The 24,614-nt window shown below is 59.7% G+C and carries 24 protein-coding genes and 1 other RNA gene; 17 read left to right on the top strand and 8 right to left on the bottom strand.

Going from position 1 to position 24,614, the window contains the following annotated elements:
- The first annotated feature begins 58 nt into the window (after window positions 1–58).
- The 6 genes from AC07XM_RS14475 to AC07XM_RS14450 all read left to right on the top strand — a co-directional run bounded on the left by AC07XM_RS14475 (window position 59) and on the right by AC07XM_RS14450 (window position 4,602).
- Window positions 59–349 (top strand): PA2433 domain-containing protein, encoded by a 291-nt coding sequence (locus tag AC07XM_RS14475; RefSeq protein WP_023047600.1) that lies wholly within the window; start codon window positions 59–61, stop codon window positions 347–349.
- A 99-nt stretch (window positions 350–448) separates the two neighbouring features.
- Window positions 449–847: a transfer-messenger RNA gene (gene ssrA / locus AC07XM_RS14470) on the top strand.
- A 358-nt stretch (window positions 848–1,205) separates the two neighbouring features.
- Window positions 1,206–1,448 (top strand): hypothetical protein, encoded by a 243-nt coding sequence (locus AC07XM_RS14465; RefSeq protein WP_016489249.1) that lies wholly within the window; start codon window positions 1,206–1,208, stop codon window positions 1,446–1,448.
- 88 nt (window positions 1,449–1,536) lie between these two features.
- Window positions 1,537–1,800 carry a DUF3077 domain-containing protein gene (locus AC07XM_RS14460; protein WP_016489250.1) on the top strand — a complete coding sequence of 88 codons (264 nt, stop codon included), beginning with the start codon at window positions 1,537–1,539 and terminating at the stop codon, window positions 1,798–1,800.
- Between the two features lie 525 nt (window positions 1,801–2,325).
- Entirely contained in the window at window positions 2,326–2,709 is a 384-nt protein-coding gene (locus tag AC07XM_RS14455) for a nucleotide pyrophosphohydrolase (RefSeq protein WP_060518488.1), read from the top strand.
- 24 nt (window positions 2,710–2,733) lie between these two features.
- Complete coding sequence (locus tag AC07XM_RS14450; RefSeq protein ID WP_016489252.1) at window positions 2,734–4,602, top strand: DUF2075 domain-containing protein; 1,869 nt, start codon at window positions 2,734–2,736, stop codon at window positions 4,600–4,602.
- A gap of 46 nt (window positions 4,603–4,648) precedes the next feature.
- Here the strand turns inward: AC07XM_RS14450 and AC07XM_RS14445 are convergent, their stop codons facing one another.
- From AC07XM_RS14445 to AC07XM_RS14415, 7 genes are all read right to left on the bottom strand, one after another.
- Entirely contained in the window at window positions 4,649–5,656 is a 1,008-nt protein-coding gene (locus AC07XM_RS14445) for an Ldh family oxidoreductase (protein WP_102689266.1), read from the bottom strand.
- Window positions 5,657–5,746: 90 nt separating this feature from the next.
- Window positions 5,747–6,580, bottom strand: coding sequence for a substrate-binding periplasmic protein (locus AC07XM_RS14440; RefSeq protein WP_102689267.1), 834 nt, complete (start codon window positions 6,578–6,580; stop codon window positions 5,747–5,749).
- Window positions 6,581–6,638: 58 nt separating this feature from the next.
- The gene (locus AC07XM_RS14435) at window positions 6,639–7,298 is read right to left on the bottom strand and encodes an amino acid ABC transporter permease (RefSeq protein WP_019470406.1); all 660 of its coding nucleotides are present in this window, start codon (window positions 7,296–7,298) and stop codon (window positions 6,639–6,641) included.
- Window positions 7,295–7,936, bottom strand: a complete 642-nt coding sequence (locus AC07XM_RS14430; protein ID WP_102689268.1) for an amino acid ABC transporter permease — start codon at window positions 7,934–7,936, stop codon at window positions 7,295–7,297. The genes AC07XM_RS14435 and AC07XM_RS14430 overlap by 4 nt, the downstream gene beginning before the upstream one ends.
- Window positions 7,936–8,745, bottom strand: coding sequence for an amino acid ABC transporter ATP-binding protein (locus tag AC07XM_RS14425; protein ID WP_102689269.1), 810 nt, complete (start codon window positions 8,743–8,745; stop codon window positions 7,936–7,938). The genes AC07XM_RS14430 and AC07XM_RS14425 overlap by 1 nt, the downstream gene beginning before the upstream one ends.
- A gap of 13 nt (window positions 8,746–8,758) precedes the next feature.
- Window positions 8,759–10,066, bottom strand: a complete 1,308-nt coding sequence (locus tag AC07XM_RS14420; RefSeq protein WP_102689270.1) for a M24 family metallopeptidase — start codon at window positions 10,064–10,066, stop codon at window positions 8,759–8,761.
- A 100-nt stretch (window positions 10,067–10,166) separates the two neighbouring features.
- The gene (locus AC07XM_RS14415) at window positions 10,167–12,203 is read right to left on the bottom strand and encodes an NADH:flavin oxidoreductase (RefSeq protein WP_102689271.1); all 2,037 of its coding nucleotides are present in this window, start codon (window positions 12,201–12,203) and stop codon (window positions 10,167–10,169) included.
- A 122-nt stretch (window positions 12,204–12,325) separates the two neighbouring features.
- Between AC07XM_RS14415 and AC07XM_RS14410 the strand changes: the two genes are divergently transcribed.
- Complete coding sequence (locus AC07XM_RS14410; RefSeq protein ID WP_016489260.1) at window positions 12,326–12,973, top strand: TetR/AcrR family transcriptional regulator; 648 nt, start codon at window positions 12,326–12,328, stop codon at window positions 12,971–12,973.
- Between the two features lie 96 nt (window positions 12,974–13,069).
- Here the strand turns inward: AC07XM_RS14410 and AC07XM_RS14405 are convergent, their stop codons facing one another.
- Window positions 13,070–15,463, bottom strand: coding sequence for a TonB-dependent siderophore receptor (locus AC07XM_RS14405; protein WP_060518503.1), 2,394 nt, complete (start codon window positions 15,461–15,463; stop codon window positions 13,070–13,072).
- A 174-nt stretch (window positions 15,464–15,637) separates the two neighbouring features.
- On the opposite strand from AC07XM_RS14405, the gene AC07XM_RS14400 reads away from it, so the two are divergent.
- The 10 genes from AC07XM_RS14400 to AC07XM_RS14355 all read left to right on the top strand — a co-directional run bounded on the left by AC07XM_RS14400 (window position 15,638) and on the right by AC07XM_RS14355 (window position 24,612).
- On the top strand, window positions 15,638–16,408 hold the full coding sequence (locus AC07XM_RS14400; RefSeq protein ID WP_023047583.1) for a nuclease-related domain-containing protein: 771 nt from the start codon (window positions 15,638–15,640) through the stop codon (window positions 16,406–16,408).
- Between the two features lie 260 nt (window positions 16,409–16,668).
- Window positions 16,669–17,187: a type IVB secretion system protein IcmW gene (locus AC07XM_RS14395; RefSeq protein ID WP_016489263.1), complete on the top strand. Its 519-nt coding sequence runs from the start codon at window positions 16,669–16,671 to the stop codon at window positions 17,185–17,187.
- On the top strand, window positions 17,180–18,025 hold the full coding sequence (locus tag AC07XM_RS14390; protein ID WP_016489264.1) for a hypothetical protein: 846 nt from the start codon (window positions 17,180–17,182) through the stop codon (window positions 18,023–18,025). Before AC07XM_RS14395 ends, AC07XM_RS14390 begins: the two co-directional genes overlap by 8 nt.
- A gap of 12 nt (window positions 18,026–18,037) precedes the next feature.
- The gene (locus tag AC07XM_RS14385; protein ID WP_016489265.1) at window positions 18,038–18,793 is read left to right on the top strand and encodes a hypothetical protein; all 756 of its coding nucleotides are present in this window, start codon (window positions 18,038–18,040) and stop codon (window positions 18,791–18,793) included.
- A gap of 1 nt (window position 18,794) precedes the next feature.
- Window positions 18,795–19,931, top strand: coding sequence for a hypothetical protein (locus AC07XM_RS14380; protein WP_016489266.1), 1,137 nt, complete (start codon window positions 18,795–18,797; stop codon window positions 19,929–19,931).
- 7 nt (window positions 19,932–19,938) lie between these two features.
- The gene (locus AC07XM_RS14375; protein ID WP_016489267.1) at window positions 19,939–21,114 is read left to right on the top strand and encodes a hypothetical protein; all 1,176 of its coding nucleotides are present in this window, start codon (window positions 19,939–19,941) and stop codon (window positions 21,112–21,114) included.
- A 13-nt stretch (window positions 21,115–21,127) separates the two neighbouring features.
- A complete protein-coding gene (locus tag AC07XM_RS14370) occupies window positions 21,128–22,261 on the top strand; it encodes a M23 family metallopeptidase (RefSeq protein WP_095116520.1) in 1,134 nt (377 codons plus the stop codon).
- Between the two features lie 27 nt (window positions 22,262–22,288).
- Window positions 22,289–23,638, top strand: coding sequence for a hypothetical protein (locus AC07XM_RS14365; RefSeq protein ID WP_016489269.1), 1,350 nt, complete (start codon window positions 22,289–22,291; stop codon window positions 23,636–23,638).
- A gap of 88 nt (window positions 23,639–23,726) precedes the next feature.
- Complete coding sequence (locus AC07XM_RS14360; protein ID WP_016489270.1) at window positions 23,727–24,152, top strand: hypothetical protein; 426 nt, start codon at window positions 23,727–23,729, stop codon at window positions 24,150–24,152.
- A 28-nt stretch (window positions 24,153–24,180) separates the two neighbouring features.
- Window positions 24,181–24,612, top strand: coding sequence for a hypothetical protein (locus AC07XM_RS14355; RefSeq protein ID WP_256596934.1), 432 nt, complete (start codon window positions 24,181–24,183; stop codon window positions 24,610–24,612).
- The last annotated feature ends 2 nt before the right edge of the window (window positions 24,613–24,614 follow it).

Here is a 24,614-nt window from a genome sequence, read left to right as displayed (position 1 = left end):
AGATCCCCCACAGTCCACCCTACAGGCCCACCTTCCAGAGGCCCCAGAGGAGACACCCATGAAAGGTACCGCGCTTTCGGCCCTGTTCGCGGCCGCCACCCTGCTGGCTTCGCCGGTGTTCGCCGCCGATGACCTCTGCAACACCAACCTGCAAAAGATCGACGACAGCATGGCCACCGCCGGCGCCACCTCCGAAGGCCTGGACAAGGCCCTTACCGAGCAGGTGGACAAAGCCAAAGCCGCCCAGGCCTCGGGCGACACCAAGGAATGCATCGCCATCACCAGCAAAGTGCTGGAGCGCCTGGAAAAAACCGAGAAAGGCAGCGGCTCCGGCAGCGGCGGCGCGTGAACCATGAAGCGGGCGACAGGACCGGCTGTCGACGTCGCCCGCGCAATGGCGTATACTCCATCCCACGTGCCGTAAGGTGCGTTAGCGTAACGCTAGTGTGGGGCCGATTAGGATTCGACGCCGGTAGCGAAACTCTAGGTGCATGCCGAGTTGGTAACAGAACTCGTAAATCCACTGTTGCAACTTTTATAGTTGCCAATGACGAAAACTACGGCGCGGAGTACAAGCTGGCTGCGTAAGCAGTCCTCTTGACCCGTTGCTTCTGGTAGCTTCGGCTCCAGCAATCACTAGGGGATGCCTGTAAACCCGAACTGATTGTCATACAGAACAGGATCGTCGCGTAGCACGTTGTGGGCGAAGTGACTAAAACTTACACAACTCATCCAAAGCACCCTGCCCGTCGGGCGGCTGCGGATTAAATCAGTAGACACGGCTACGCATGTAGTACCGACAGCGGAGTACTGGCGGACGGGGGTTCAAATCCCCCCGGCTCCACCAAATCCAAAGAAGAAGACGCCCTCGGGCGTCTTTTTTTGTGTCTGGATTTTGGGATCTGCGGTCGAAAAATCGGATTTACCCCCTTTCTTGTAGGGCGTTTCCCAAAGATACTCCCAGCGCCTGTTTTCCGTTGCGGTCATTTTTTCAGGGTTTTAGTCTCGGTGGGTCGTTGCTCATCAACGACCGGCTTTGACAGGCCGCAACGATACACAGCGCGCATAACCGTTCATGGCGGTTGTGCATGGGGCACGCTCGCGTGCGCCGGTTTCTGTGTTCGCCGGTCTGTCAACCCATGCACAGCTGCCACCATTCCGTTTGACAGCGGGTTGGCGGTGGCCCCTATCGAGAACACAGCACAATGTTAAAGATTGTTCCTGACCCACCTCACCACCTCCACTCCCTGGAAGACACGATCATGATGGCCTCGGACTACGCACTCTGTGCAGAAGCCGTAGCCCAGCAGGCGATGCTGATGCAGCCCAGGTCGCCCGCATCGGTGTTGATCATGGCCTCGATGCACGAGCTCGAAACCCTGCGCCGATTACTCGAGTCAGCGCTGACGCAAATACAGCAGCCAGCGAACCCGCAACCGATGCACTGATTCGCATACCGAGCGAAAAACCTGTGGGAGCCCGGCTTGCCGGTGATAGGGCCAGCCCAGGCAACCACCAGACCAGGGAGATTGATCAATGACCACCGAAGACACCAACTGCACAGTCGGCAAAACTATCTTCTTTCAAGGCGAAAACCAGACCCACCCACTGTTCCGCATCGAACCCGGCATCCCTTGCCAGAACGCGCGCGAACAGGCTTCAGAACTGATGGGCTATGCGCGGGACCTGACTATCGATGGCCTGATGGAAGACAAGCCCAAGCTGATCTGGGCGGCGCATTACCTCTGTGCGTTAGGTAAAGCGCTGTTGGATGATGCCGAACTCGGCATGATGCGTTGAGGTCGAACTCTTGCATTACGTGGCCGCAACCACACGACCTAGGTAGCGGCCACATCATCAAAATGCGGAAAGCTTTCTTTCAAACGCTCAATAGTTGATCCCCATTTCAGTATTTTCTGCCGGCACACCGTATTGTGATCGCCGCCCCCATTCTCCCGAACTGCCTGCCCGATCGGTGGATTTGCAATCCCTCCACCGGAACGAATACTCGCACGGCCTGAGGTCATCAATGATTGCTGCGAGGTTGCCAGCACTAGACCGCACAGCGCCGCCATTGGAAAGTACTGCCGCTCTAGCTGCGTTCAGTCGACCAAGGCGTGAGCGAGTCTTCAGTTGGTTGCCATGATGGTCGTCGCGAGCAACCTTGCCATGATCACAGTGCATGACGAGTCTTGGCGAAGATTTCGGCAAGCAGACAGCATGTGAGCGTGAAACAAAAAAGGGTGCGCAAACAGCGAAAGCTCTTACAATCAAAGGCCGAATTTCCTACACATTTTCTGCCCCCATTGATGCCGAGAGCAGCCCGTGAGTAATCCTGATAGCTCATCCGCGCCACTTGTTGACGTAGCGAAGCTAGCCGCATCCCTTCAGCGTTTTGCAGATGATCGCGACTGGCAACAGTTCCACTCCCCCAAAAATCTGATCCTGGCTCTTACTGGCGAAGTTGGGGAGCTGTGCGAGATTTTCCAATGGATGAATGATGCCGATTCTCTCTCCGCAGCTAAAGATGACGAGATTGGCCAAGCCGTCAAAGACGAGCTGGCGGACGTACTGATGTACCTGGTTCGGCTAAGCGATGTACTTGGCATTGACCTCAACGAGGCCGTGACACAGAAACTCGCCTCGAATGGCGAGAAGTATCCCGTGGATAAAGCCAGAAGCAGCAGCAAGAAGTACGACCGACTCTGACCATTACGCACCTAAGGACAACCCGTGATCGTTTACGCTGCGACCAAACAGCAATTTCTTAAAGACAACGATAACGATGACATTGAGGAGGTGATCCTCAGGCATTACAAGGAAGCTACCGGCAAGAACGTTGGCACCTCGGAAATCAGGTCTTGGCAAGGATCCCTGACGTACATGGCCAAAGTCCTTAGAGACGAGGGCCTGCCGAGCGATGCAGGGCTGGCCATTGAACTGCACATTCCGCAGTCGTCGAAGCGAATCGACTTTCTGCTCACCGGTCGCGACGAAAACCAGGCAAAAAAGGCCGTACTGATCGAGCTCAAGCAATGGAGTAAGGCCAACGCCACAACCAAGGATGCCATCGTCAAAACGGCACTGGGTGGCGGCCTTGTTGAGACCATTCACCCGTCCTACCAGGTATGGTCCTATGCAGCGCTGCTGGAAGGCTTCAACGAGGCGGTGTATGACAAAAGCATCGAAATCCGGCCGTGTGCCTACCTCCATAACTACGTTAGCGACGGAGTCATAGATTCAGCCCACTATGAGCACCACATCAGCAAGGCTCCGCTGTTTCTGAAAGGCCCGGAAGAGCTCAGTAAACTCAGAAGCTTTCTGAAAACACATATAACTCATGGCGACAACAAAGAAGTTCTCTACGAGCTCTCCGAAGGAAAAATTCGCCCCTCCAAGGCCCTGGCCGAAGCGCTGGGGGGGTTGATGAAAGGCAAGCCCGAGTTCGTATTGATTGACGATCAGAAAGCAATTTTTGAGTCGGCGCTGGCGGCGGCAAGCGAGGCCTCGGACCAAGCACCCAAGGTAATGATCATCGAAGGTGGACCGGGCACCGGGAAAACTGTTCTGGCTATCAATCTGCTGGTGAGGCTCACCGAACTGAAGCTGATGAGCAAATACGTCTCCAAGAACGCAGCCCCACGCAAGGTTTACGAAAGCAAACTGGTTGGCACCATCAAACGCAGCCATTTCTCGAATTTCTTCTCAGGCTCTGGGGCATTCATCGACACTGAGTCCAACACATTCGATGCGCTTATCGTGGACGAAGCTCACCGACTGAACGAGAAAAGCGGGCTTTACGGAAACCTTGGGGAAAACCAGATCAAGGAGCTGATTGATTCAGCGAAATGCTCAATTTTCTTCATTGATGAAGACCAGCGTGTAACTTTGAGCGATATCGGCAGCAAGCAGGCAATACGCGCCTTTGCGAAAGCCAAGGGTGCAGTGGTTGAAGAACACGTGCTGTCTTCGCAATTTCGCTGCAGTGGTTCCGACGGTTACCTGGCATGGCTGGATGACACGCTAAGTATCCGCTCGACGGCAAATCCGACGCTTGAGACTCAAGAGTACGAGTTTAAGGTGTTCGACTCACCTCAGGCGATGCATGAAGCAATCAATGAGAAAAACCACGGAAACAAAGCGCGTGTGGTCGCGGGCTATTGCTGGCCTTGGTTGAGCAAGAAAGACCCCACCGCTGCTGATATCGTCATTGGTGACTACAAACGCCAGTGGAACCTGGATCAGGATGGCAGCCTATGGATCGTCGCTGAGAACTCCGTCGAGCAGGTTGGCTGCATTCATACTTGCCAAGGTCTGGAAGTCGACTACATCGGGGTGATCATCGGGCCAGACCTAGTCGTACGTGACGGTAAGGTAGTGACATCGCCGGATGAGCGCGACAAGCACGATAAATCGATTCGCGGCTGGAAAAAAATGATGAAAGAGCAACCCACCCTCGCGAGAAATGAAACAGACCAGATCATCAAGAATACATACCGAACCCTGATGACACGCGGGATGAAGGGTTGCTATCTATACTGCACCGACAAAGAGACTGCGCAATACTTCAAGACTAGGCTTAGCCAACACAACAATCATTGACTGGATCGTTTGCTTCTGGCGCAGCCGGTGTTGGCAAAGGACGTGACTACCCCACCTGCGCCTTAAACGCATCGTACGCCGCTAACGGCAAGCTGATCCCCTCACGAACCGCACGAGCATAAGCTTGCTCCTTCCCCTTGCCCGGCAAGTAAACCCCCAAGGCTTCAAGCCGGGCCATCTGCTCACCCAACCGCGAAGCAAAGCACTCATCCAACAACCTGGGAGCAATCCCAATCACCAGCATCCCAGCCCCCGGCGATTCGCTACCAGCCCGAAAATCGCCTGCATCCAACGACCAATTAGCCCCCGTCACCCCCGCCGCCAGAACCTCAACCATCAACGCAATATTTGCCCCCCGACCACCCCCAAATGCCAACAACGTCCCATGCAGTGCCTCCCGCGCACTGCACGTTTCATTGCCTTGTGCATCAACCGCCCAGCCTGCCGGTATCGCCTCCCCCGCTTCAGCAGCCCGCAACAGGTTCACGTAGGCCGTGGCACTGCTGGCCTGGTCAATCGCCAGCAACCGCCCCGCTGCACTGGCGGCGGCAAATGCGATCGGGTTGGTGGAATACAGCGGCCTGCGCTGCCCCGCCACGGTAAGCAGCGGAGGGCCATTGGTGAACGCCAACGCGACCAGCCCCTCGCGCGCCAGGCGACGGGTGTAATAACCCAACTCGCCACAGGTAAAAGCGTTGAACTGCGCAAACAGGGCGATACCCAGTTGACGCGCATTGCTGCACAGCTGTGGGAAAGCGCGATCGAACCCCAGTTGCGCGATCCCTCGGGCCGCGTCGCAGCGGATCATGGCCGGTGCGACCTGGGTCACGATGGGCTCGGCAGCCGGGGCGATTCGGCCGGTGGCAAAGCCGCTGAGGTAATCAGGCAAATGGCCGAAACCGAGTTCGTGTTGGCCATGGGCCTGGGCTGATACCGTGGCGTCGGCAAGCGCCGAGGCCACTGGGTGGCTGGCGCCGTGGGCCAGGCAGAGTTGGTGTGCAAAGGCGGTGGCATCGGCCAGAGACAGGCGCTTTTCGGGTTTGTGGTTTTCCATGGTGGCTTCGGTGTTCTCGGATTGTTGGTGTGCCGCAGCCTGAGAACCTGCTGGGGCGGCGTTAGCCGCTCCTGCAGGATTTGATGACCGTTACTGAATCATCCTTGGCTCACCCACTTTTGCAGCCTCGCGGTCCAGGCCAAACGTGGCGAGGATTTCTGCGATTTCGCCCGAGGCGTGCAAGGCCTGGATGTTCTTGCCCAGCGCCTCGCCCAAGGCTGCGTTGGCCTTGGTGTACGGGAAGGCGCTCTGCCCGGGCTCAAGCGTGGCCTTGACCCGTTGATCGGGCTCGGACACCTTGATGCTCTTGCCGGGGTAGCCGCCCTTTTGCTGCGAAGAAACGGCCACTGCGAAGCTGTCCGCGCCAACCTGGATGCGCCTGGACGCCAAGTCTTGGGCCATGGCCACGGGGTTTGGGTAAAGCACCAGGTTGTCGCCAAAGGCCTTCTTCAAATCGTCCACCCACAGGTAGCCCTGCACGGTGCCGATACGCTTGCCATCCAGTTCGGAGATCTTGGTGTAACCCTCATCCGAAATAATGCCCATCACGTCCAGGTACAACGGTGCCGACAAGCCCAGCGCCTTGCTGCGCTCTGCCGTGCGATACCAATCGCCAATGCCGACATCGGCACGCTTTGCCACCACCGCCTGCACGACGGCGGCGGTGTCCACCACCATAGTTTTGACTTTCAGGCATTCGCGCTCGGCGATGCGCTTGATGATCTCGCCATCCACGCCGCTCAACTGGTTGTTGGGCCCCGGTATCGAGTAGGGCGGGAACACATACGCCGCCACGGTGAGTACACCCGGGGTGATGGTTTCAAACCGGTTCGCGGGGGTGCATTCGGCCAGGGCGTACGGGGCGCCGGCCAAGGTGGAGCACAAGAACATCCAACGGGTAAAACGTTTGAATGAGCGAGTCATGACGTCACCTTTGCATTAAGAGAGCAGCAGCCGAAATCGGCGCGAGTGGCATTTGTTGTTATGGCTGGCTGGGGGCCAGTCTTTTTTCCAGCGCTGCCACGCCCAGGGTCGCCGGGGCACAGACAGCGGCATACATCAAACCGGCCAGTATCAGCACTGGCATGTACTCGAACGTGGAGGAGCCAATGGAGGATGCCCGGCTGACAATTTCTGGCAGGGCGATGGTGAAACACAGCGACGAGGCCTGGAACATCATGATGGAGAACCCCAGCAGTGATGGCAGCGCCACCCGCAAGGCCTGAGGCAGGATCACAAAGCGCAGCGCGTCGAACCGGTTGAGGCCGATCACTTCGGCGGCCTCGGTTTGCCCTGCGGCCACCGACTCGATGCCACCGCGGATGATTTCACTGGTGTAGGCCGCCGTGCAGTACGCCATGGCCAGCGCAGCGGCCCAGAACGAGGTAAGGGTCAGGTTGACGCTGGGCAGGCCGAAGTAGAAATACTGCAGCAGGATCAATGCCGGTGCACCACGCCCCAGCTCTACCACTACCAGGGAGGGGTAACGCAACCAGCGGTTCGGCGCCGAAACGCCCAGGGCCAGCAACAGGCCCAGCACAACGCCCAGGCCCAGGCTCACCGCTGTCACCTGCATCGACAGCACAAAGCCCTTCCACAATTCTGGCAACCATTGCGCCCACATCGTCAACAGTTCGCTCATCGGGCAATCCTCTGTTTCAACGTGGCCGACAGCCAACGTGAGCACAGGGCCACTGGCACGCTGAGCACCAGGTACACCACCGCCGCCGCGCTGTAGACGCTCAGGCCCTGAAAGGTTTGCTGTGAAACCTGGTAAGCCTGAAAGCTGATATCACCCACGCCAATGGTCGAGGCCACGGCCGAATCCTTCAGCAGGCCAATGGCGTAGGTGGCTGAGGTGGGAATGGCGATGCGCACCAACTGCGGCAACACCACATCGAAAAACCGTTGCGGCGCCGACAGGTTAAGCGCGTAGGCGGCTTCGAACTGGCCGGCAGGAATCGCCGCGAACGCACCGCGGTATACCTCGGACATGTGCGCCGCCGTAATCAGCCCCAGGCCAACCACCGCTGCGGTAAACGGCGACAGGCTGACATAGCCGCCACCGATGCCGAAAAAGATGAAAAACAACCAGACAATCGGGGGGATCGAGCGCAGGGTCAGTACCAGCATGGCAGCCAGAGCACTCAGCACCTTGACCCTGGACATGCGCAGGGCACAGATCGGAAACCCCAGCACTACGCCCACACAGAATGCCAGCACGGTAACGGCAATGGTCCAGGGTACGCCGTTCAACAGCATCATCAGGATGTCTTGCATCAGCGATTCCTCACGGCTTGGAGAAACTGCACCACCCGTTCATGCTGGGGCTCGCGCATCACCTGCTGGCTTGGCCCGTGCTCGATGATGCGCCCGTCAGCCATCACCACCACACGGTCAGACACGGTTTCGGCGAAGTGCATCTCGTGGGTCACCACAATCATCGACATGCCTTCGCCGGCCAGCTCTTTCATCACCGCCAGCACCTCCAGGCCCAGCTCGGGGTCCAGCGCCGAGGTCGGCTCATCGAACAGCATCAGCTCAGGGTCCAATGCCAGGGCGCGGGCGATGGCGATGCGTTGCTGCTGGCCACCGGAGCAGCGCGCCGGATAATGCTGGGCTTTGTCGGCCAGCCCGACGCGTTCGAGCAGTTGCAAGGAGCGGGCGTCGGCGTCTTGGGGGGTGCGGCCCAGGGTGCGGATTTGCGCCAGGCTGACGTTGCGCAGCACTGTCAGGTGCGGGAACAGATTGAACGACTGGAACACCATGCCAATGCGCCGGCGCAACTTGAGCAGCTCGGTACGGGGCAACGCCTTGCCCGCTTCGATGTGCACGCCATCCATGCTGACCCGCCCCTTGGTCGGCGGCTCCAGTTGGTTGATGCAGCGCAGCAAGGTACTTTTGCCCGACCCGCTGGGGCCGATAATGGCCACCACCTCGCCCTTGTTCATTTCAAAACACACGTCGTGCAACACGGGGTAAGGGCCAAACTGTTTATGAATGCCCTCCAGGCGCAAGAACGGTTCGGCGCTGGCCACCGGCCGCGGCGCCAAGGTGGGTGCGGTTTCAATCACGGTCATGCTGCTCATGGTTTTGCTCCAGCTATCGATCGCCGTCGACTAAGGGCGTGCGCGAGAGTTTGATCGGCCCGTTGGCGCTGATCAGCACCTGTTCTTCGAGCTTCACCCCTTCCCCACCGCCTTGCTCACCAATGTAACTTTCCACCGACACCACCATGTTTTCCTGGAACAGGCCGTCGTAGCCCCACTCGGCGAAATCCACGGCGTAGGCGACGCTGGGGTACTCGTCCACCAGCCCGACGCCGTGCAACATCATCATGTAGCGGTTGTGCTCAAAGCGCTTGGGCACCGGCCAGCAGTGTTCGGCAAACTCGCGAAAGGACAGGCCTGGGCGCAGCAGCTCGACGTTGTGATTGATCTGCTGCGAGGCGATGTCGAGCAAGTCGCGTTGGGCCATGGTTGGCGCCTTGCCGGGGCAGATGAAACTGCGCGAGATGTCTGAAAGGTAACCGCCGGGTCCGACCATGTCGGTGTCGAAGCAGACCATTTCACCTGCCTTGATGACCTTGTCGGTGGCGTCCTGAAACCACGGATTGGTGCGCGGCCCGGAGCTGAGCAAGCGGCTTTCGGCCCACTCGCCGCCGTGCGCGACGTTGGTGCCGTGCATGATGCTCCACAGCTGGTTTTCGGTAACCCCCGGCACCAGGCTTGTGCGCATGCGGGCAATGGCCAGGTCGCACACACCCATGGACACCCGGTGGCTGGCCACTTCTTCCGCCGATTTGATCAAGCGTGCCTGCTCCATCAAGGGCTGCGCATCGAACAGTTCAATGCCCTGTTGCGTCAGGCGCTGGGCACCCCAAGGGTCGCAGCGGTCCACCGCCAAGCGGCGGTTGCCGCCACCGTGGCGGGCCATCAGGTCTGCCACCTCCTGTGCCCAGCGCTCGGCTTTTTCCTGCACGCGGGGGCCGGCAAGAAAATACAGCCAGGGAATCGCCGGGCGAATTTCATCGATGATTTCAACGTGCTCGCTGTTGTGCCGGCTGCTGGTGAACTCGAACAGCACCACCGGGCCGTCGGTGGCCACGAACACATAGCGGCTGGGCGAGTGCATCACCCACAAACCAAGGTTATTGGTGTCGGTGGCATAGCGAATATTGATCGGGTCGGCCAGCAGAATGCCGGCGTAATCCTGGGCGCGCAGTTGCTCGCGAATGCGCTCCAGGCGGTAATGGCGCAAGGCTTTGCGGTCGATGGCGGCATAGGCATCGAGTAACGCCGTGTCGACCGGCGCGATGGCATGTTCAGTGACTTTGGCATCGCTGCGAAAGCGCAGGTCGCGTTCGGTTAACGCCGTGAGCAGCTCAATGGAATCAGAACCCGTTTGCATGCAACAACCTCCGCTGAGTCAAACCAACTTTCGGGGCAGTAACTAAAGGTTTCTAAATCGGGTGACGGCTGTCTTTATTGTTGTGGGCAACACACAGTAGCTACAGGTCCTTGACCAGCCGCAGGGCATCGTAGATGGCCGCATGGGTATTGCGCGACGCCACTGCATCACCAATGCGGAACAATTGGAAGCGCCCGTCGGGGTTGCTGACAACGGTTTGCGGCTTGCCGACAATCAGGTCCATGTACTCCACGGCGCCTTCGTTGCTGGCCAAGGGTTTGAGTTCGAAATACAGCTCGTCCAGCGGCCGGGTGCCGTGGTTGACCACCACCTGGTCCACCAGGCGCGTTTTAGTCAGGTCGCTGTAATCGGTGCCGATCGTGGCCAGCAATTGGTCGCCTTGTTTCTCCACCGCCTTGAGCCGGTAGGTGACAGTGAAGGTGGTGTCCAGGTGCTGTAACGCGCGCATGTAGGGCACCAGGTTCATGCCCATGACTTCTGGCGCGAACGAACGGTCGGGGGTCATGATTTCAGTCTTGGCGCCACTGCGGGCTATGAACTCGGCGGCTTGCAGGCCGGCATGGTCGCCCGCATCGTCGTACACCAGCACATTGCGCCCAGGCTTCACATCGCCAGAAATGATGTCCCAGCTTGAAACCAGGTACTGATTGCCGTGTGCCAGCACTTCGGTGTGCGGCATGCCCCCGGTCGCCACGATCACCACGTCGGCATTTTCATCGAGCACAACCGCGGTGTCTGCCCAGGTGTTGAAGTGGAACGTCACGCCAAGGCGCTCGCATTGCGCCATGCGCCAATCGATGATGCTGATCATTTCTTTGCGCCGCTCGGACTGCGCGGTCAGGCGAATCTGCCCGCCGGGTTTGTCCGCCAGCTCGTACACCACCACCTCGTGGCCGCGCTCTGCTGCCACACGTGCCGCCTCCAGGCCACCAGGGCCGGCGCCCACAATCACCACTTTGCGCTTGTGCAACGCCTTGGGTATTTCATGGGGCATGGTGGTTTCACGCCCGGTCGCGGCGTTGTGGATGCAGTACGCAGCACCAGCGTTGTAGATGCGGTCCAGGCAATAGTTGGCGCCCACGCATGGGCGGATATCGTCTTCACGGCCTTCGATGATCTTGCGCACGATGTGCGGGTCGGTCATGTGCGCGCGGGTCATGCCGACCATGTCCACCAACCCCGAGGCAATGGCATGACGCGCTGTGGCCACGTCGGGGATCTTCGCTGCATGGAAGGTCGGGAAGCCGGTCAGCGCCTTGATTTCACCGGCAAAATCCAGGTGCGGCGCATTGCGCATGCCCTGGATCGGGATGATGTCGGTCAGCCCGGCGTCAGTGGCGATATTGCCGCGGATCACATTGAGGAAGTCGATCATGCCACTGTCTTTCAACAGTTGAGAGATCTGCAAGCCCTCCTCTTTTTGCAGCCCACCGGCAAGCACTTCGTCCCCGGTGTAACGGATGCCGACAATAAAGTCCGGGCCCACGCGTTTGCGAATGGCCGTGAGCACATCGAAGGTGAAGCGCAGGCGGTTTTGCAGCGAGCCGCCGTAAGGCCCTTCCAGTTCATTGGTCAGGGGCGACCAGAACTGGTCCATCAAGTGGCCGTAGGCTTGCAGCTCGATGCCATCCAGGCCGGCGGCCTTCATGCGTTCGGCGGCATCGGCATAGTCGCGAATGATGCGGTCGATGTCCCAATGTTCCAGCTGCTTGGGGAAGGCGCGGTGTGCGGGTTCCTGATTGTGGGAGGGCGACACCACCGGTAGCCAGTCGCCTTTGTCCCAGCGGGTACGCCGGCCCAGGTGAGTAAGCTGGATCATCACCGCCGCGCCATGTTCGTGGCACTCGTCAGTCAGGTCTTTCATCCAGCCGACCACTTCATCCTTGTAGGCCAGAATGTTGTTGAACACGGGCGGGCTGTCACGGGAGATCGCGGCGGAGCCTGCGGTCATGGTCATGGCTACACCGGCTTTGGCACGCTCGACGTGGTAGGCCCGATAGAGCTTTTTCGGCATCCCGTCTTCCGGGTAAGCCGGTTCGTGGGACGTGGTGATGATGCGGTTGCGCAGGGTCAGATGCTTGAGGCGATAAGGCTGAAGTAGCGGATCGTTTTTCATATCGGTCTCGCAAACAGGTCATCAGGCAAGCCGACAATATGCCCCTCTGTACACAGGTGTCAATACTCTTGACGATGGTGTACAGTTGCCACAAACAGCAGATTGAAAAGGGAGAAATGCCCATGAAAGGCGCCACCTCAAAGGCGGAACCCGCAGGCCGAGGCTCACTGGAAAGCTGGCTTAATGCGGCTTATGAAAGCCTGACTGAGTCAGGTGTCGATGCCGTGCGCGTGATGCCGCTGGCAAAAAAACTGAATTTGTCGCGCACCAGCTTCTACTGGTTTTTCGAAGACCGCGATGCCCTGCTCGTAGCCTTGATCGAGCAGTGGAAAAACAAGAACACCTTCAACCTGGTGACCCAGTCCCAGGCCTATGCCGAGTCCATCACCGAGGCGATTCTCAACGTCTTCGACTGCTGGCTGAACAGCGAACTGTTCGACTCGCAATTCGAGTTCGCCATGCGCAGCTGGGCGCTGCAGTCACCGGAAGTGGCGCAGGAAATCGGCCAGGCAGACGCGCAGCGCGTCGAGGCGTTACGGCAGATGTTCGACCGTTTCGGCTTTGAAAACGATGCTGCGATTACCCGCGCCCGGTCGATCTACCTTACGCAAATCGGCTACATCAGCATGAAAACCCGGGAGCCGTTGGCTCAGCGCATGCGCTACATCCCCGAGTACCTGAAGATTTTTACCGGCAGGGAGCCGGAAGCCCGTGAGCTGGAGCGCTTTTATCAGCGCAACGGTTTTAGTAGTGCCGATTTGAGCGCCTGACAAACACCGGGGCCTTTGCAAGCTTCAGGATTTGCGCACCTGTGGCCACGGGTTTGCCCGTGAACAGGGCGCAACCCGTGCCATCCGCTAGCCGTATTACCAGCTGTAACTCACCTTCGCCGTCACCTCACGCCCCGGGTTGTAATAGTTCGCCGTCCCCGAGCCCACCACATGCTGCTCGTCAAACAGGTTGCTGACATTCAGGGCAAGGTCTGTCCCCTTGGCAATCTTGTAGTTCAAGGCCGCGTCAAACAGCGTGGTGCCGTCGCTCTTCTTGGTGTTGGCAGCATCCATGTAATAGCCACCAACGTACCTGGCACCCAGACCAACGCTCACATCAGTGTTGGCAATGTCGTAGTAGCTCCACAGCGAAGCCGTATGCTTCGGCGCCACAGTGAATTCCTTGCCCTTGAGCGAACTGCCGTCATACAGCGCACCGCGCAGCACCTCGGTTTCCATGTAGGAATAGGCACCGATCAGGCTGAGGTTTTGCGTGACTTGCGCCTTGGCTTCCAGGTCCAGGCCACGGGCACGTGACTCGCCCACCGTCTGCTGCTCGATGATGCCACTCGGCAGCACCACGGCGATGGTGACGTTTTCCTGGGTCAGGTCATAAACGGCAGCAGAGAACAACGCATCCATGCCCAGTGGCGAGTACTTCACACCCACTTCGTACTGCCTGCCGGTCTGCGGCGTTACGCCCACCTGCGGCGGCGAAACCGATTCCACCATGCTCACATAAGTGGAGACTTCATCGTTGACGATGTAAGTCAGCGCGCCACGGTAGGACGTTTCAGAGAAGTTGTCGCTTTGCTTGCTCACCCCGCCGACGTACTCCGTGCTGGACAGGTCCATGGAGTCATTACGCACACCCGCTGTAGCGATCAAGCGGTCATGGAAGGACAGGTTCTGCTGCAGGAACACGGCCTTGGTGGTGGCGTCGTTCTTTTTGCGGGTATAGGGCGTGATGCCGCCCGGCACGCCGGTGAACACTGGGTTGGCGATATCGATGGAGGGCGCCAGGCTGTATACGGAGCTCTGCTTGGTGGTGGAGTCGAGGTATTCCACACCCACCAGGGTGCTGCTGTCGATGTGCTCGAACTGGGCATCGTATTGCAGCATCAGGTTACCGTTGAGCTGATCGGCATCGCTGTCAGTTCCGAATACATAGCGCGGCAGGGTGGTACCAACCCGCGAAGCGCTGTCGCTCAGATAGACATAGCCAAAGTCATCGCTCAACTCGCTGTAGCGCAGGTTGCCGCGCAGCGTGAAGCCGTTATCGAAGTCGTGGGTGATGTTGCCGCTCAGGCTGGTGCGCTCGACATCGTGGAAGTTGTAGCCGGGTTCGCCGTAGAAATCGCTGCGGTCGTATTCCTTGTCCAGTGGGTAGCCACCGCTGTTTGGCGAGCTGTTGGTCTTCAGGTAGTCGAGGATCACCGTGGCCGAAGTGAAGTCGGTAGGCGCCCAGGTCAGGCCGCCCATCACGAAGCGGTTGTCGTCCTGCGAATGGTCGTACTCACGGTCGCTGTTCTGCATCTTGGCAGTGAAGCGGCCGGCCAGCGTCTGTTCGTCGTTCAGGGCGTCGCCTACATCGATACCGGTTTCGGCATGGTCATAGGAGCCGTAGGTCACGTAGCCCTGGCCAAATTTTTCGAAGCGCGGCTGTTTGGTCACGAAGTTGACCGAGCCGCCTGGGTCTGCCGGGCCGAACAGGGTGGAGTTGGCGCCGCGCAGAATTTCGATGCGCTCGTAGGCGAACGGGTCTTCGCGCACACCGCGCATCGAGCTCAAGGTCAGGCCGTCACGGTAGGTGGTGGCCTGGAAGCCGCGGATCTGGAAGTAGTCGTTGCGGTCGTCCGAGCCGTAGAAGTCGCTGACCACACCTGGGGTGTATTGCAGCGCCTCTTCAGTAGTGCTGACGCTGCGCTGCTGCATTTCCTTGTTGGTCACCACCGACACGGAGGCTGGCGTGTTGAGGATGCTGGTCGCCACCTTGCCGCCCACCCACAGTTCCTTGGCAACCACCGAGTGAGTGTCATCGTCGGCACTGGCCTTGACCTTGGCATTGATGATGACGGGCGCCAGGCGGTAGTCCTCAGTCGCGCCCAGCTCCAGCGGGCCGGCAGGCTGGGGTTGCGGTACCACCAGGTAGGCAGCCTGGCTTTGCTGCTCGGGCTGCAGGTCGGTCCCCTGCAACAGCCGCGCTAATGCCGACGGGGTATCCAGCGCGCCCTGCACCCCTTGGGTATTGCGGTTGGCCACGCTCTGCGCATCGAACGACAGGCTGATACCAGCTTCACGCGCAAAGCGGTCCAGTGCGGGCGCCAGCGGGCCGGCAGGAATGTTCCACTGCTTCAGCGGGGTGTCGTGATCAGCGCTCAAAGGCTGCGCGAGCGACGGCAGTGCGTAGCTGCTGACCATCAAACCGAACAGTGCCGCGTGCAAGGCACGGCTCAGTGGATGGCGCTGTGGAACCGGGGTAGAACTCATTCTCTCGCTCCGTGTAAGAGGGTCGGCGGGGTGGCCTGTAATCCGGCCTTCTCTACAGGCCGGACGAGAATGAGAAATCACCTCATTTATTTTTCAATTCGGGACAAGGCCGTCGTGGCACCTCGCCTGATTCGGTAAAATCCACAAGGTCAAGCATCTATGGAGCGTCAAGAAATGGATTTCACTGCAATCATTAGCCAGCACTGGACAACCCTGAGTTGGTTCATCCCGCTCGTCGTTCTGCTGCTAATCCTCAAAAGGCCAGAAACCAAGGGGTACCTTGGTGAACTGCTGGTGCGCTATTTCGCATGGCTGAAGCTGGACGAAAACACTTACCGCCGCCTGCACAACATCACACTGGATACACCTGACGGCACGACGCAGATCGACCATGTCTTTGTCTCGATCTACGGTATCTTCGTGCTGGAAACCAAAAACATGAGCGGCTGGATCTTTGGTGGCGAGAAGCAGGCCCAGTGGACACAGAAGCTCTACAAACGCACCTTCAAATTCCAGAACCCGCTGCGACAGAACTACAAGCACCTGAAGGCATTGGAAGCGACACTGAACGTCAGCCCCGAGCACCTGCACTCAGTGATCACCTTTGTTGGTGACAGCACCTTCAAGACCGAGATGCCAGCCAACGTCACTCAAGGCAGCACGTTCATTCGCTACATGAAATCATTCGAGCAACCGGTGTTCAGCGAGGCCGATGTAGATGCCATGCTGCAAGCCCTGCAAACCGGACGCCGGGCACCAACCCTGGCAACTCATCGCGAGCATGTGCAGAACCTCAAACGCCGTAGCGACCCGAGCGCAGAACGGCAGTGCCCAAAGTGTGGCAATGCGCTGCTGATCAGAACCTTCAAGTCAGGCGCAAAGGTGGGGCAGCAGTTCTGGGGCTGCTCGGCATTCCCCAAATGCAGAATCATGCAGAGTCTCTAGCTGCTAACTCCTCGCTAAGGTCTGCCCTTTTCAGCTCTTGGTAGTGCTGCGCTAACCGCCCACCCATCACCCCATAACGCGCCAGCTGCCCTGCTGGCGCCACATGAAATCCTCGCAACTACCCGGAAATAATGGCCAATTGCCAAAATCTTTCCCGGGCCTCGCCATGTCAAAAAGTTGATACGCCAGCATTTTTGATACAGAATTAGAAACAGGATGCATTTTAGCGTATTTCAGTATGCTTTAAGCGAGTGCAGGGAATGGACGAATACACAACCTCTGAAGCGGGCACACCGCCGATCGATCAGCTGGACCTCACGGCACACGGCGTTCTGGGGCATTTTGCCAAGTCGTCGCGCAACGCCCAGCTGGTGGGTTTCCTGATGAGCATGGATCGGCTTGACCGCTGGGCGGTGGATTTCGATGAGGATGCCCCTGCGCAGCAGTTCGAAATCCAGTTGCTGATGCAAGAAATCCAGGCCTTCGTCGAAGCCTACGCACTCGTCCTGCACCAGGTTCCACAACCCTTCACCGAGCTGCTGGCCCACCTCACCTCTTCGCGCTGCATGTACCTGGTGCGGTATGTGGCACAGCGCAACATCGCATTCACCGGCGCGCTGGCCCCCCTGCTGGCTGGCGACTTGTCGCAGCCCGCAGAGCTCACGGCATTTCGCCGCCGGCTGGAGGCGTTCAGCAAGGCTCACCTGCTCAGCGAGATTTTCTCCGGGGAGCGGCTGCGCGAGATATCACAGATCATGGAGAGTTACGCAGATGTATGACGGACGACTGAACCCTGTCGCTGTGGCAGTGGGCAAATCTGTGGGCAAACGCGCAGTCATGGGCGGCGTGCTGGGGGCCTGGCTGTTGCTGGCCGGGCCGGCTGTTGCGGCAACCAGTAGCCTGGGCGCCACCTCCAGCAACTTGATTTCACAACAAGACTCGGTGGTGGCCGAAGCCATCAAGGCCGACGCCGAAGCCTGCGCCGAAGGCACTAAGGAAGGCACCATTGGCGCCTCCATCAGTGACGCACTGAAAATCCATACCGAGCTGGCGTCGGCAACGCCAAATGTCGAGTCGCTGTTCAGTGCCACGGCAGACTGCTTCGGCGGTTTGAGCAGCCTGTTCGACCTGTCCGGCTCGATCCCGAGCCTGGGCAGCATCCTGGCCTCGGCCCAGGCTGCCGTGCTGCAGTACGCACAGAAAAAGGTCTGCACCGCGATCCAGCAGGTTGCCTCGATGGTGACCAGCCCGATCAACCAGGCCATCGGCAAGGTCAGCAGTGGTACTTCTCTGGGCGACCTGAATGGCCTTACCAATGGCCTGGTCAGCAAGGGCATGAGCACGCTCGACCCACAACTGGGCAGCGGCTACCACAACGCCGCCGCCGGGTACGAGGCCACCTACACGGTGGATGTAAACCCGTTCAACTACGTACAGACCGACTTTGGTGGTGGCGCCAGCACCGGCAGCGGCACCACGACCGGCAGCGCGGCGGCAACCCGAGCCGTGGCACCGGCGCCCAGCCCCGCACCTGACACCTCTTCGAGCAGCACCGGCAGCTCCTCTTCCAGTAGCAGCAGCGGGTCATCCAGCTCGGCTGCCGGCCTGTTCAACTAAAGGGGGCCGGCAATGAAAAAAGTCGCGGCAGTTCTGGCCGTGGGCCTTGGGCTGGGGGCAACTGCGCTGCCGGCCCAGGCGCTGTCCTGGGCCTCGGTGCTGACCTTCATCAGCACCATGCAGACAGAAATGAGTGCCTGGTCGGTGACGGTCAAGCAGACCGCGCTGTCGGCCAACGTTGTCTCGCAAATGGACAGCGATTCGAAGAAGCAGCTTGCCAACGCGGTAGGGGCCATCGACATGTCCGACCGGGTGATGAAAGCCGCGACCTCGTTCGACTCCGCAGTCGGGCAGCCGGTGACCATCAAGTGCACCGCCCAGGAGCAGGGCAAGCTTTTCGTCGAGGCGGTATCACAGCGTGACAAGGATGCAGCGCGGCTGATGGCCACCTATGCCTCACAGCGGGTCGGCTCCAGGGCGGGTGCCGACCAGGCCACCCTGGCCATGCACCGGGATACCTATTGCACGGTGTCCGAAGCCAGGCAGGGTATGTGCGCGCTCAATGCCAACGGCATGCAGGGCTGGGACGTGGACTACGCAGGGCCGTTCAGCGAAAAGACCCTCGCCCCTGAAGGCGAGGCGGCAGCCTACGCCTATACCGCGATGATCACCGACCAACGTGCCGAAGCGCACATCGACTGCACCTCGGTGGCCTGCAATGACGCCCAGTCGCAACAGCTCGCTGCCTCGGCGATGAGCGCGATGGCTGCCAATTCTCTTGTTGGGCAGGTGACGGACCGTCGCGTGCCAATGCTCACAGGGCAGTGATATGAATTTTCGGCTCAAACTGGCCAGCATCGTCGCAGGCTCGACGATGCTCTCGAGTGTTTCGTATGGCGCGTTGTATGGCTTCGGCCCGGCAGAAGCCTGGACCGCAGCCCAGATAGCTGCGCTTACAACAAGCGTGTCCACCAACATAGCGGCCTTTGGCACGAGCTTCGGTACCCAGATGTCGTACAAGTTCGAGCAGATCATTTCGGCGGTGGCCATTGCCACCAAGCAGGAAGCGCTGTCTGCCAACGTGGTAGCAGACAACAACCGGCAGACATCCGAGCAACTGGTCAACGCCATCCGCGCCCAGCAGCAGAACACGGCCGTTGCCAAAGCCTACCTCGACTTCAACGCAGCGACCGGCCAGGGCTTTGACCCTTGCGGCACGGTGGCCAAGAACAAGTCGATGGACATCGCCTTCAGCACCATGGCGGCCAAGGCCAAAGCTTCGGTTGGTGAACTGGACGCATCGCCAGGGCGCCTGGTTGCCTCGACGGGCCAGGCCATGCAGCAACGACTCAAGCAGCATCGCGACAAGTTCTGTACCGAAGCTGAAGCCAACGCCGGCCTGTGCACGCTCAGCACCTTGCCAGGCGGCGATACGAACGCAGCGTTGCTGTTCGAGCCTGCGGACGAAAACTCGCTGACCACCGAGGCACGCACGGCCTATATCCAGCATGTAATGGGCCCGCCAGATCAGGCGCTGAGCAAAGAGGCCGGTGCGACGCCTGCCGGTGAAACCTACATGGTGCAGAAAAATCGCAAGGACTCGCTGCTCTCGGTACCGGCCTACAGTCTGTCGATGATCAACGCAGCCAACACCCGCAGCGCGGGCTTCGGCAACAAGTCACCCAATGAAGTGCTCAAGCTGCGCGTAAACCAGTACTTCGGTGGAAAGGAAGCGGAACAATGGTCAGGCAACCTGGCACGCCAGACCCAGCGCGGGTTGCTGGTAGAGGCGGCCAAGATGGGTGGGCTTGAGGTATGGATTCATCAGCAACAGTACGAGCAGAACCAACGCCTGCTCGCCAACCTGGCAACGCTGGTGGTCGCCTCCTCCGACAGCCTCGACGCCACGCTGGAAGCGCGGTACCAGAAGGTATTGTCTGAAACCGCTGCACGGTCGGTAAAGTGAGGTAGCCATGAAAAAGGATTTCGACGAAACACGCGATGCGCGCAGATGGAAGGTTTCATTCGGCGTATCGCTGGCCCTGACCTCCACACTGGCCTGGGCCTATTGCCCTCCGCAATACCAGGAAACTACCGTAGCCCCCGCATTCACGACGGCTACCCAGACGCTCAACGCGGCCGTTTCTGCTGTCGATGCGTCCCTCTCTGCCTTGCTTGAAACCGAAAGCCAACGCCTGACGTCGGCCATTGCGGTAATGACCAAGCAGAAAGCCCTTGCAGCCAACACGGTTGCCGAGGCCGGGCGCAATGCAGCGCAGCAGACAGCGACGGCACTCAACGTACTGGCCCAGACACAGCGGGTAAAACAGGCGCGCTTCGACTACGGCGGCGAGTTCGGGCAAGGCTATTCGCCCTGCAAGATTTTCTCGACCCGTACGCTGATCAGCAACCGGGATGCCGACATGGGCACCGAGGTTCGCCAGCGGGTCAAGGCCGAGATCGTGGCCGCACCGGGCACCTACGCCGAACCTATCAGCGCCCAGACGGCACTGATAGAAGCACGCAAGCCGTTCTGCACCCAGGACCAGGCAGACTCTGGCCTGTGCAAATCGGTGGGGACGATGCCGGGCGCCGACCTCACCGTCGCCACCTTGTTCGAACCCGCCATGGAAAACGAAACCCTGTACAAGGCAAAGGTCGGGTTCGTGAACAACGTTGCCGGCCTGCCAGACGGCCCGGTCCCGTCGTCGGCGGGCAAATCGTCTGCCGCCGAGGATTACTCCCTTTCCAAAGCCCGCAAGGACGCACTGGTTTCACCTGCGCTGTCCAGCCTCAAGGCGATCCAGCTCGACTACTCAGGCGTTGAAGGCAAGGAAACAGGTACCGACCTGCCGTTGGCAGTGCATTTCCGTAACGAAGTGAAGCGCTATTCGGGCAACACGGCGGAGTACGACAGCTGGGCGCGGGTCATGGCGGCACAGAACGAGCGTGGTGCATTGGTCGAGTTGCTGAAGATCAAGGCGCTGGACCTGGCCATCCAGGAAAAGCAGTACCGGCAGTACGAAAACATGGAAGCTCAGTTGGCGTCGCTGGTATCGATGAACGTCAGCACAGCTGGCGGCCAGACCCTGACCAGCAAAGCGGCAACGGATGCTGCCAGGCAGAACATGCAGCAGAGCGTGAAGTGACGGAGCGCAAGGGATGAAAAAAACGATCTTGCGCGGCGTTGTGACATTGGGCGTGCTGGCCTGCGCCCACAGTGCCGTTGCAGACACCTGCATGGTATCGCCAACCGACAAGGAAGTTGTTTCTGGTCGTTTCGGCAAATTCCGTGGTGGTGGCTCGGGCAACTTTGGCTCGGCCAACCAGAAAGCGCACATGCACGACGGCCTGGACTTTTCCACCAGTGGCGCGTCGCAACCGGTCTATGCCACCACCGAGGGCGAAATCACCTTCGCCGGGGCGCTAGGTTCTGCGGGTAACGCCGTGCTGATCAAGCGGGCCAACGGCGACATCGTCGCCTACTACCACCTTAGCGGCTTTGCCAACGGCGTAAAGCGCAAGGCCCAGGTCAAACCCGGGCAGCAGCTGGGCCTTTCGGGCAATACCCCCAGCAGCTCGATGACCAAGCATTTGCACTTCACCTACGGCACCTCCACCAAAGACGCCGCCAGGGCCAAGGCATTCACCGAAAACGCACAGCGCGGGCCATTCAACCCCGCGCAGCTGCCACCGGTGTTCAAGCGTCAGGACGGCATTGGCTGGAAGACTGACCCGGCACCCTATTTCTGCCAAACTTACCCCATTCAGGATGGTCACCCGGAGCATCAGCGCATCCTGGGCAAGGATACCAAGGCACAGCACGAGATCCTGTTCGGCAATGTACCTTCAGGCGGCGTTGCGCCAGACTCCACAGCCGAGCCCGTGCAAGTGGCAGCGGCCAATGCCGATGCGGCGCTGGCAGAGGCTGACGGCAAGACGCCACCGATGTACTTGTCCGACGCCGATGGCTATGGTGCCTTGCCGACGCCACCCATCGGTGGTTACGACACCATGTCGGTTTCGGAAATGATGATGACCGAAGCCTCCCGACGGTTCAGCGATGCCGAGTGGAACAACAGCATCACCCATGTTTCCAGCCGCGCGCTATGGGTTGACTACAACCGGGCGATAGGTGTCAGCAACTACTTGTCGGAAGCGATTTATCGCAAAAAGGAAAAAGTTGAAGCATTGCTTGCCGTTTACGCGTCGCAGAAATTGGCAGGTCAAAGGGCACAGACCGAATGGGCGCACCAGCGTGCTCAGAAAGGAGCTGTGTCCAGATCCATTGAATAATGCGGCGCCCACGAAAGGTAAACACAGATGGAACCCAAAGAACTCGACAAGCCTGATCAAGCCGTCGCTGATTCTGCGGCCGGGCAACCCGCCCAGCCAGGGCGGAGTTATGCAGGCATCTTGGTCCATCATGGCGCAGCGCCCTACAAACATGACCCTACAAACCAGAGCAGTTACTACGTCACCCTGGAAACACCCGACGGCAGCCAGACGCTGTGGGGGGCAGGGCTTGAACAGGCCATGCACGACACAACGGCGCAGCGCGGCGAACCTGTATTGATGGACTACCAGGGCGACGCCTGGGTAGCGCGCTCGATCGATGCAACTGCACTGCCGGCTTACAAGGTCGAAGCCGGTGGGATGAGCGCTGGCCAACCCCCACACGCCAGCCAGGCACAAGGCAGCCCAGACTTCGACGCAAGCGTGTTTGACGCCATCATGAAGGTTGCCGGCGAATTGAAGCCCGAAGGCGCTTCGCTCGACCCGGAAGAAGTGCGACGCATCAACGCCACCCTCCACGAGTCGGATACCGCCAATGCTGCAGACGCGCCCAACCCGCAGGCGCGAGAGCGCAACGCTGCCGAAACGCTGCTGCATGGCAGTGCCGAGCTCGTGGGTGGCGTGGCTTCGCTGACGGGTGCAGCCATGCAAGGCCTGGGCAAGGGTGCCAGCGCGCTGGCCAGTACCTTGCGTGCAGGCACGAGCAAGCAGCCTGAAGAGGCCGCTGCGGCGCAGCCGGCAACGCAGGAACAACCTGCCGCTGCGGGTGAGTCTGCGTTTGCTGAAGAGCTGGCTGGCCGGGTGCAGGTATTGCCCCGCCTGTCCGAATACCGGGTGGATCAGGTCGAGAAAGCCGCCAGCAATTACGAGAAGGCTCATCAGGCTTTCTGGAACGCGGGCGAACTGCCCCAGGTTCGTGAACAGATCGAAGCACGCGCCGTACAAACCGGCCTTACCGTGCCCGAAGTGGTCGAGAAGATGAAACCCGACGGTGAATTCACCGACTTGCACGAGGCATTCGTCGAAGCCGTAGGGCAGTCACCGGACGCACAGGCCAGCAAGAAGGCCATGGACAAGGCACTCACCGGCTGGGCCAGGCAGTACGGCCGCGCCCAGGAAGAGCTGCTGAACCCCGAGACCGAAGGCAGCCCGCATTACGACAAGCTCAAGAACCGGCTGGAAAACTCCAGCGAGAGCATGCACCACAATGCAGGCAACACCCCCGCATTCGCAGGCGAATCGCAATCGCACCTGGAGCGTTTGCAAGACGCCATGCAGCGCATTTTCGAGCGCCTGAAGGAAATGGTGCAGGGCATCGTCAGCCTGGTCCGCGGCAAGCCTTCAGGCTCATCGCAAGACAACGGTTTCACTCCCTGAGGCCAGACACGCGTACACGCTCACCCCCCAGCCAATGCCGAACGGGAGCCATGAGGGCGCAGGCATTCATCCAAGCAAGGAGAACGGAATGAAAGAGTACAGCAACTGGAAAGAAGTCACCGCCACGCCAGAGGCCCATCTGGACTTCTTGCGGGTGGTTGACGCCAGCCTGGAAGAGGGCCTGGGTGGCAAAAACCTGTACGAGAAGCTGGCGAAGGAAATCACGGTGAATGGCAAGGCTTTCAGCCAGGCCTTCCACTTGAACAACCTGGAAAACAACTCGGGCAACTGGGACACCGACGAAACCCCGGACCCGGTGAAACTGGAAATCGTCCAGTTGACCTCGAAGATCAAGCAGGCCGACCCTGGCTACGACCTGGCCCACTTCACGATCGGCTATGAATACATGATCAGCGAGATGAAAGAGCGCGGCGTGGAAGTGGACGCAGGCCTGGACCACAGCGAACCTGCGCCCAGAAACCGCAGTGGTTCGGATTATGAACCCGGCATGTGACGGCTGGAGGGGCTCGGTGAAAGCAAGCATGACGATAGTGCTGGCGCTCGGCGCGCTGGCCATGGCGAATGCCACCCTGGCGCAGGACGCCCCCGCGCCCCGTGAGGAGCAGTGGCAGGAGCTACCGCGCAACACCACCATCTACGTGCCTGTGCCGAAGCAGGTCACGCCGGTGGCCGCTTACCGTTCGTGCGCCAATCGCTACGAAGGCGAAAGCTGTGACTTCTCCACCCCTCGCCAGGGCGTGATCGAAGGCACCTGCCAGGCCCCGGAAATGCGACAGCCGCCGGCATACGGCTACGAAGTGCAGCAATACCCTGCGCAGGTACGCACGGCGTTGGTATGCGTACCCATCGACAGCCAGGGCACGCCGGATGATGCCCCCGCCAACCCAGGCCACGAGTCGCCCTACGCGCCTCAGCCTGCGCCGCCACCCGCAATCGACCAGCCTGCTCAATAGCC

This window comes from Pseudomonas sp. GW460-LB5 (genome assembly GCF_059423245.1).
This window is presented reverse-complemented; position numbering and strand designations above follow the sequence as displayed.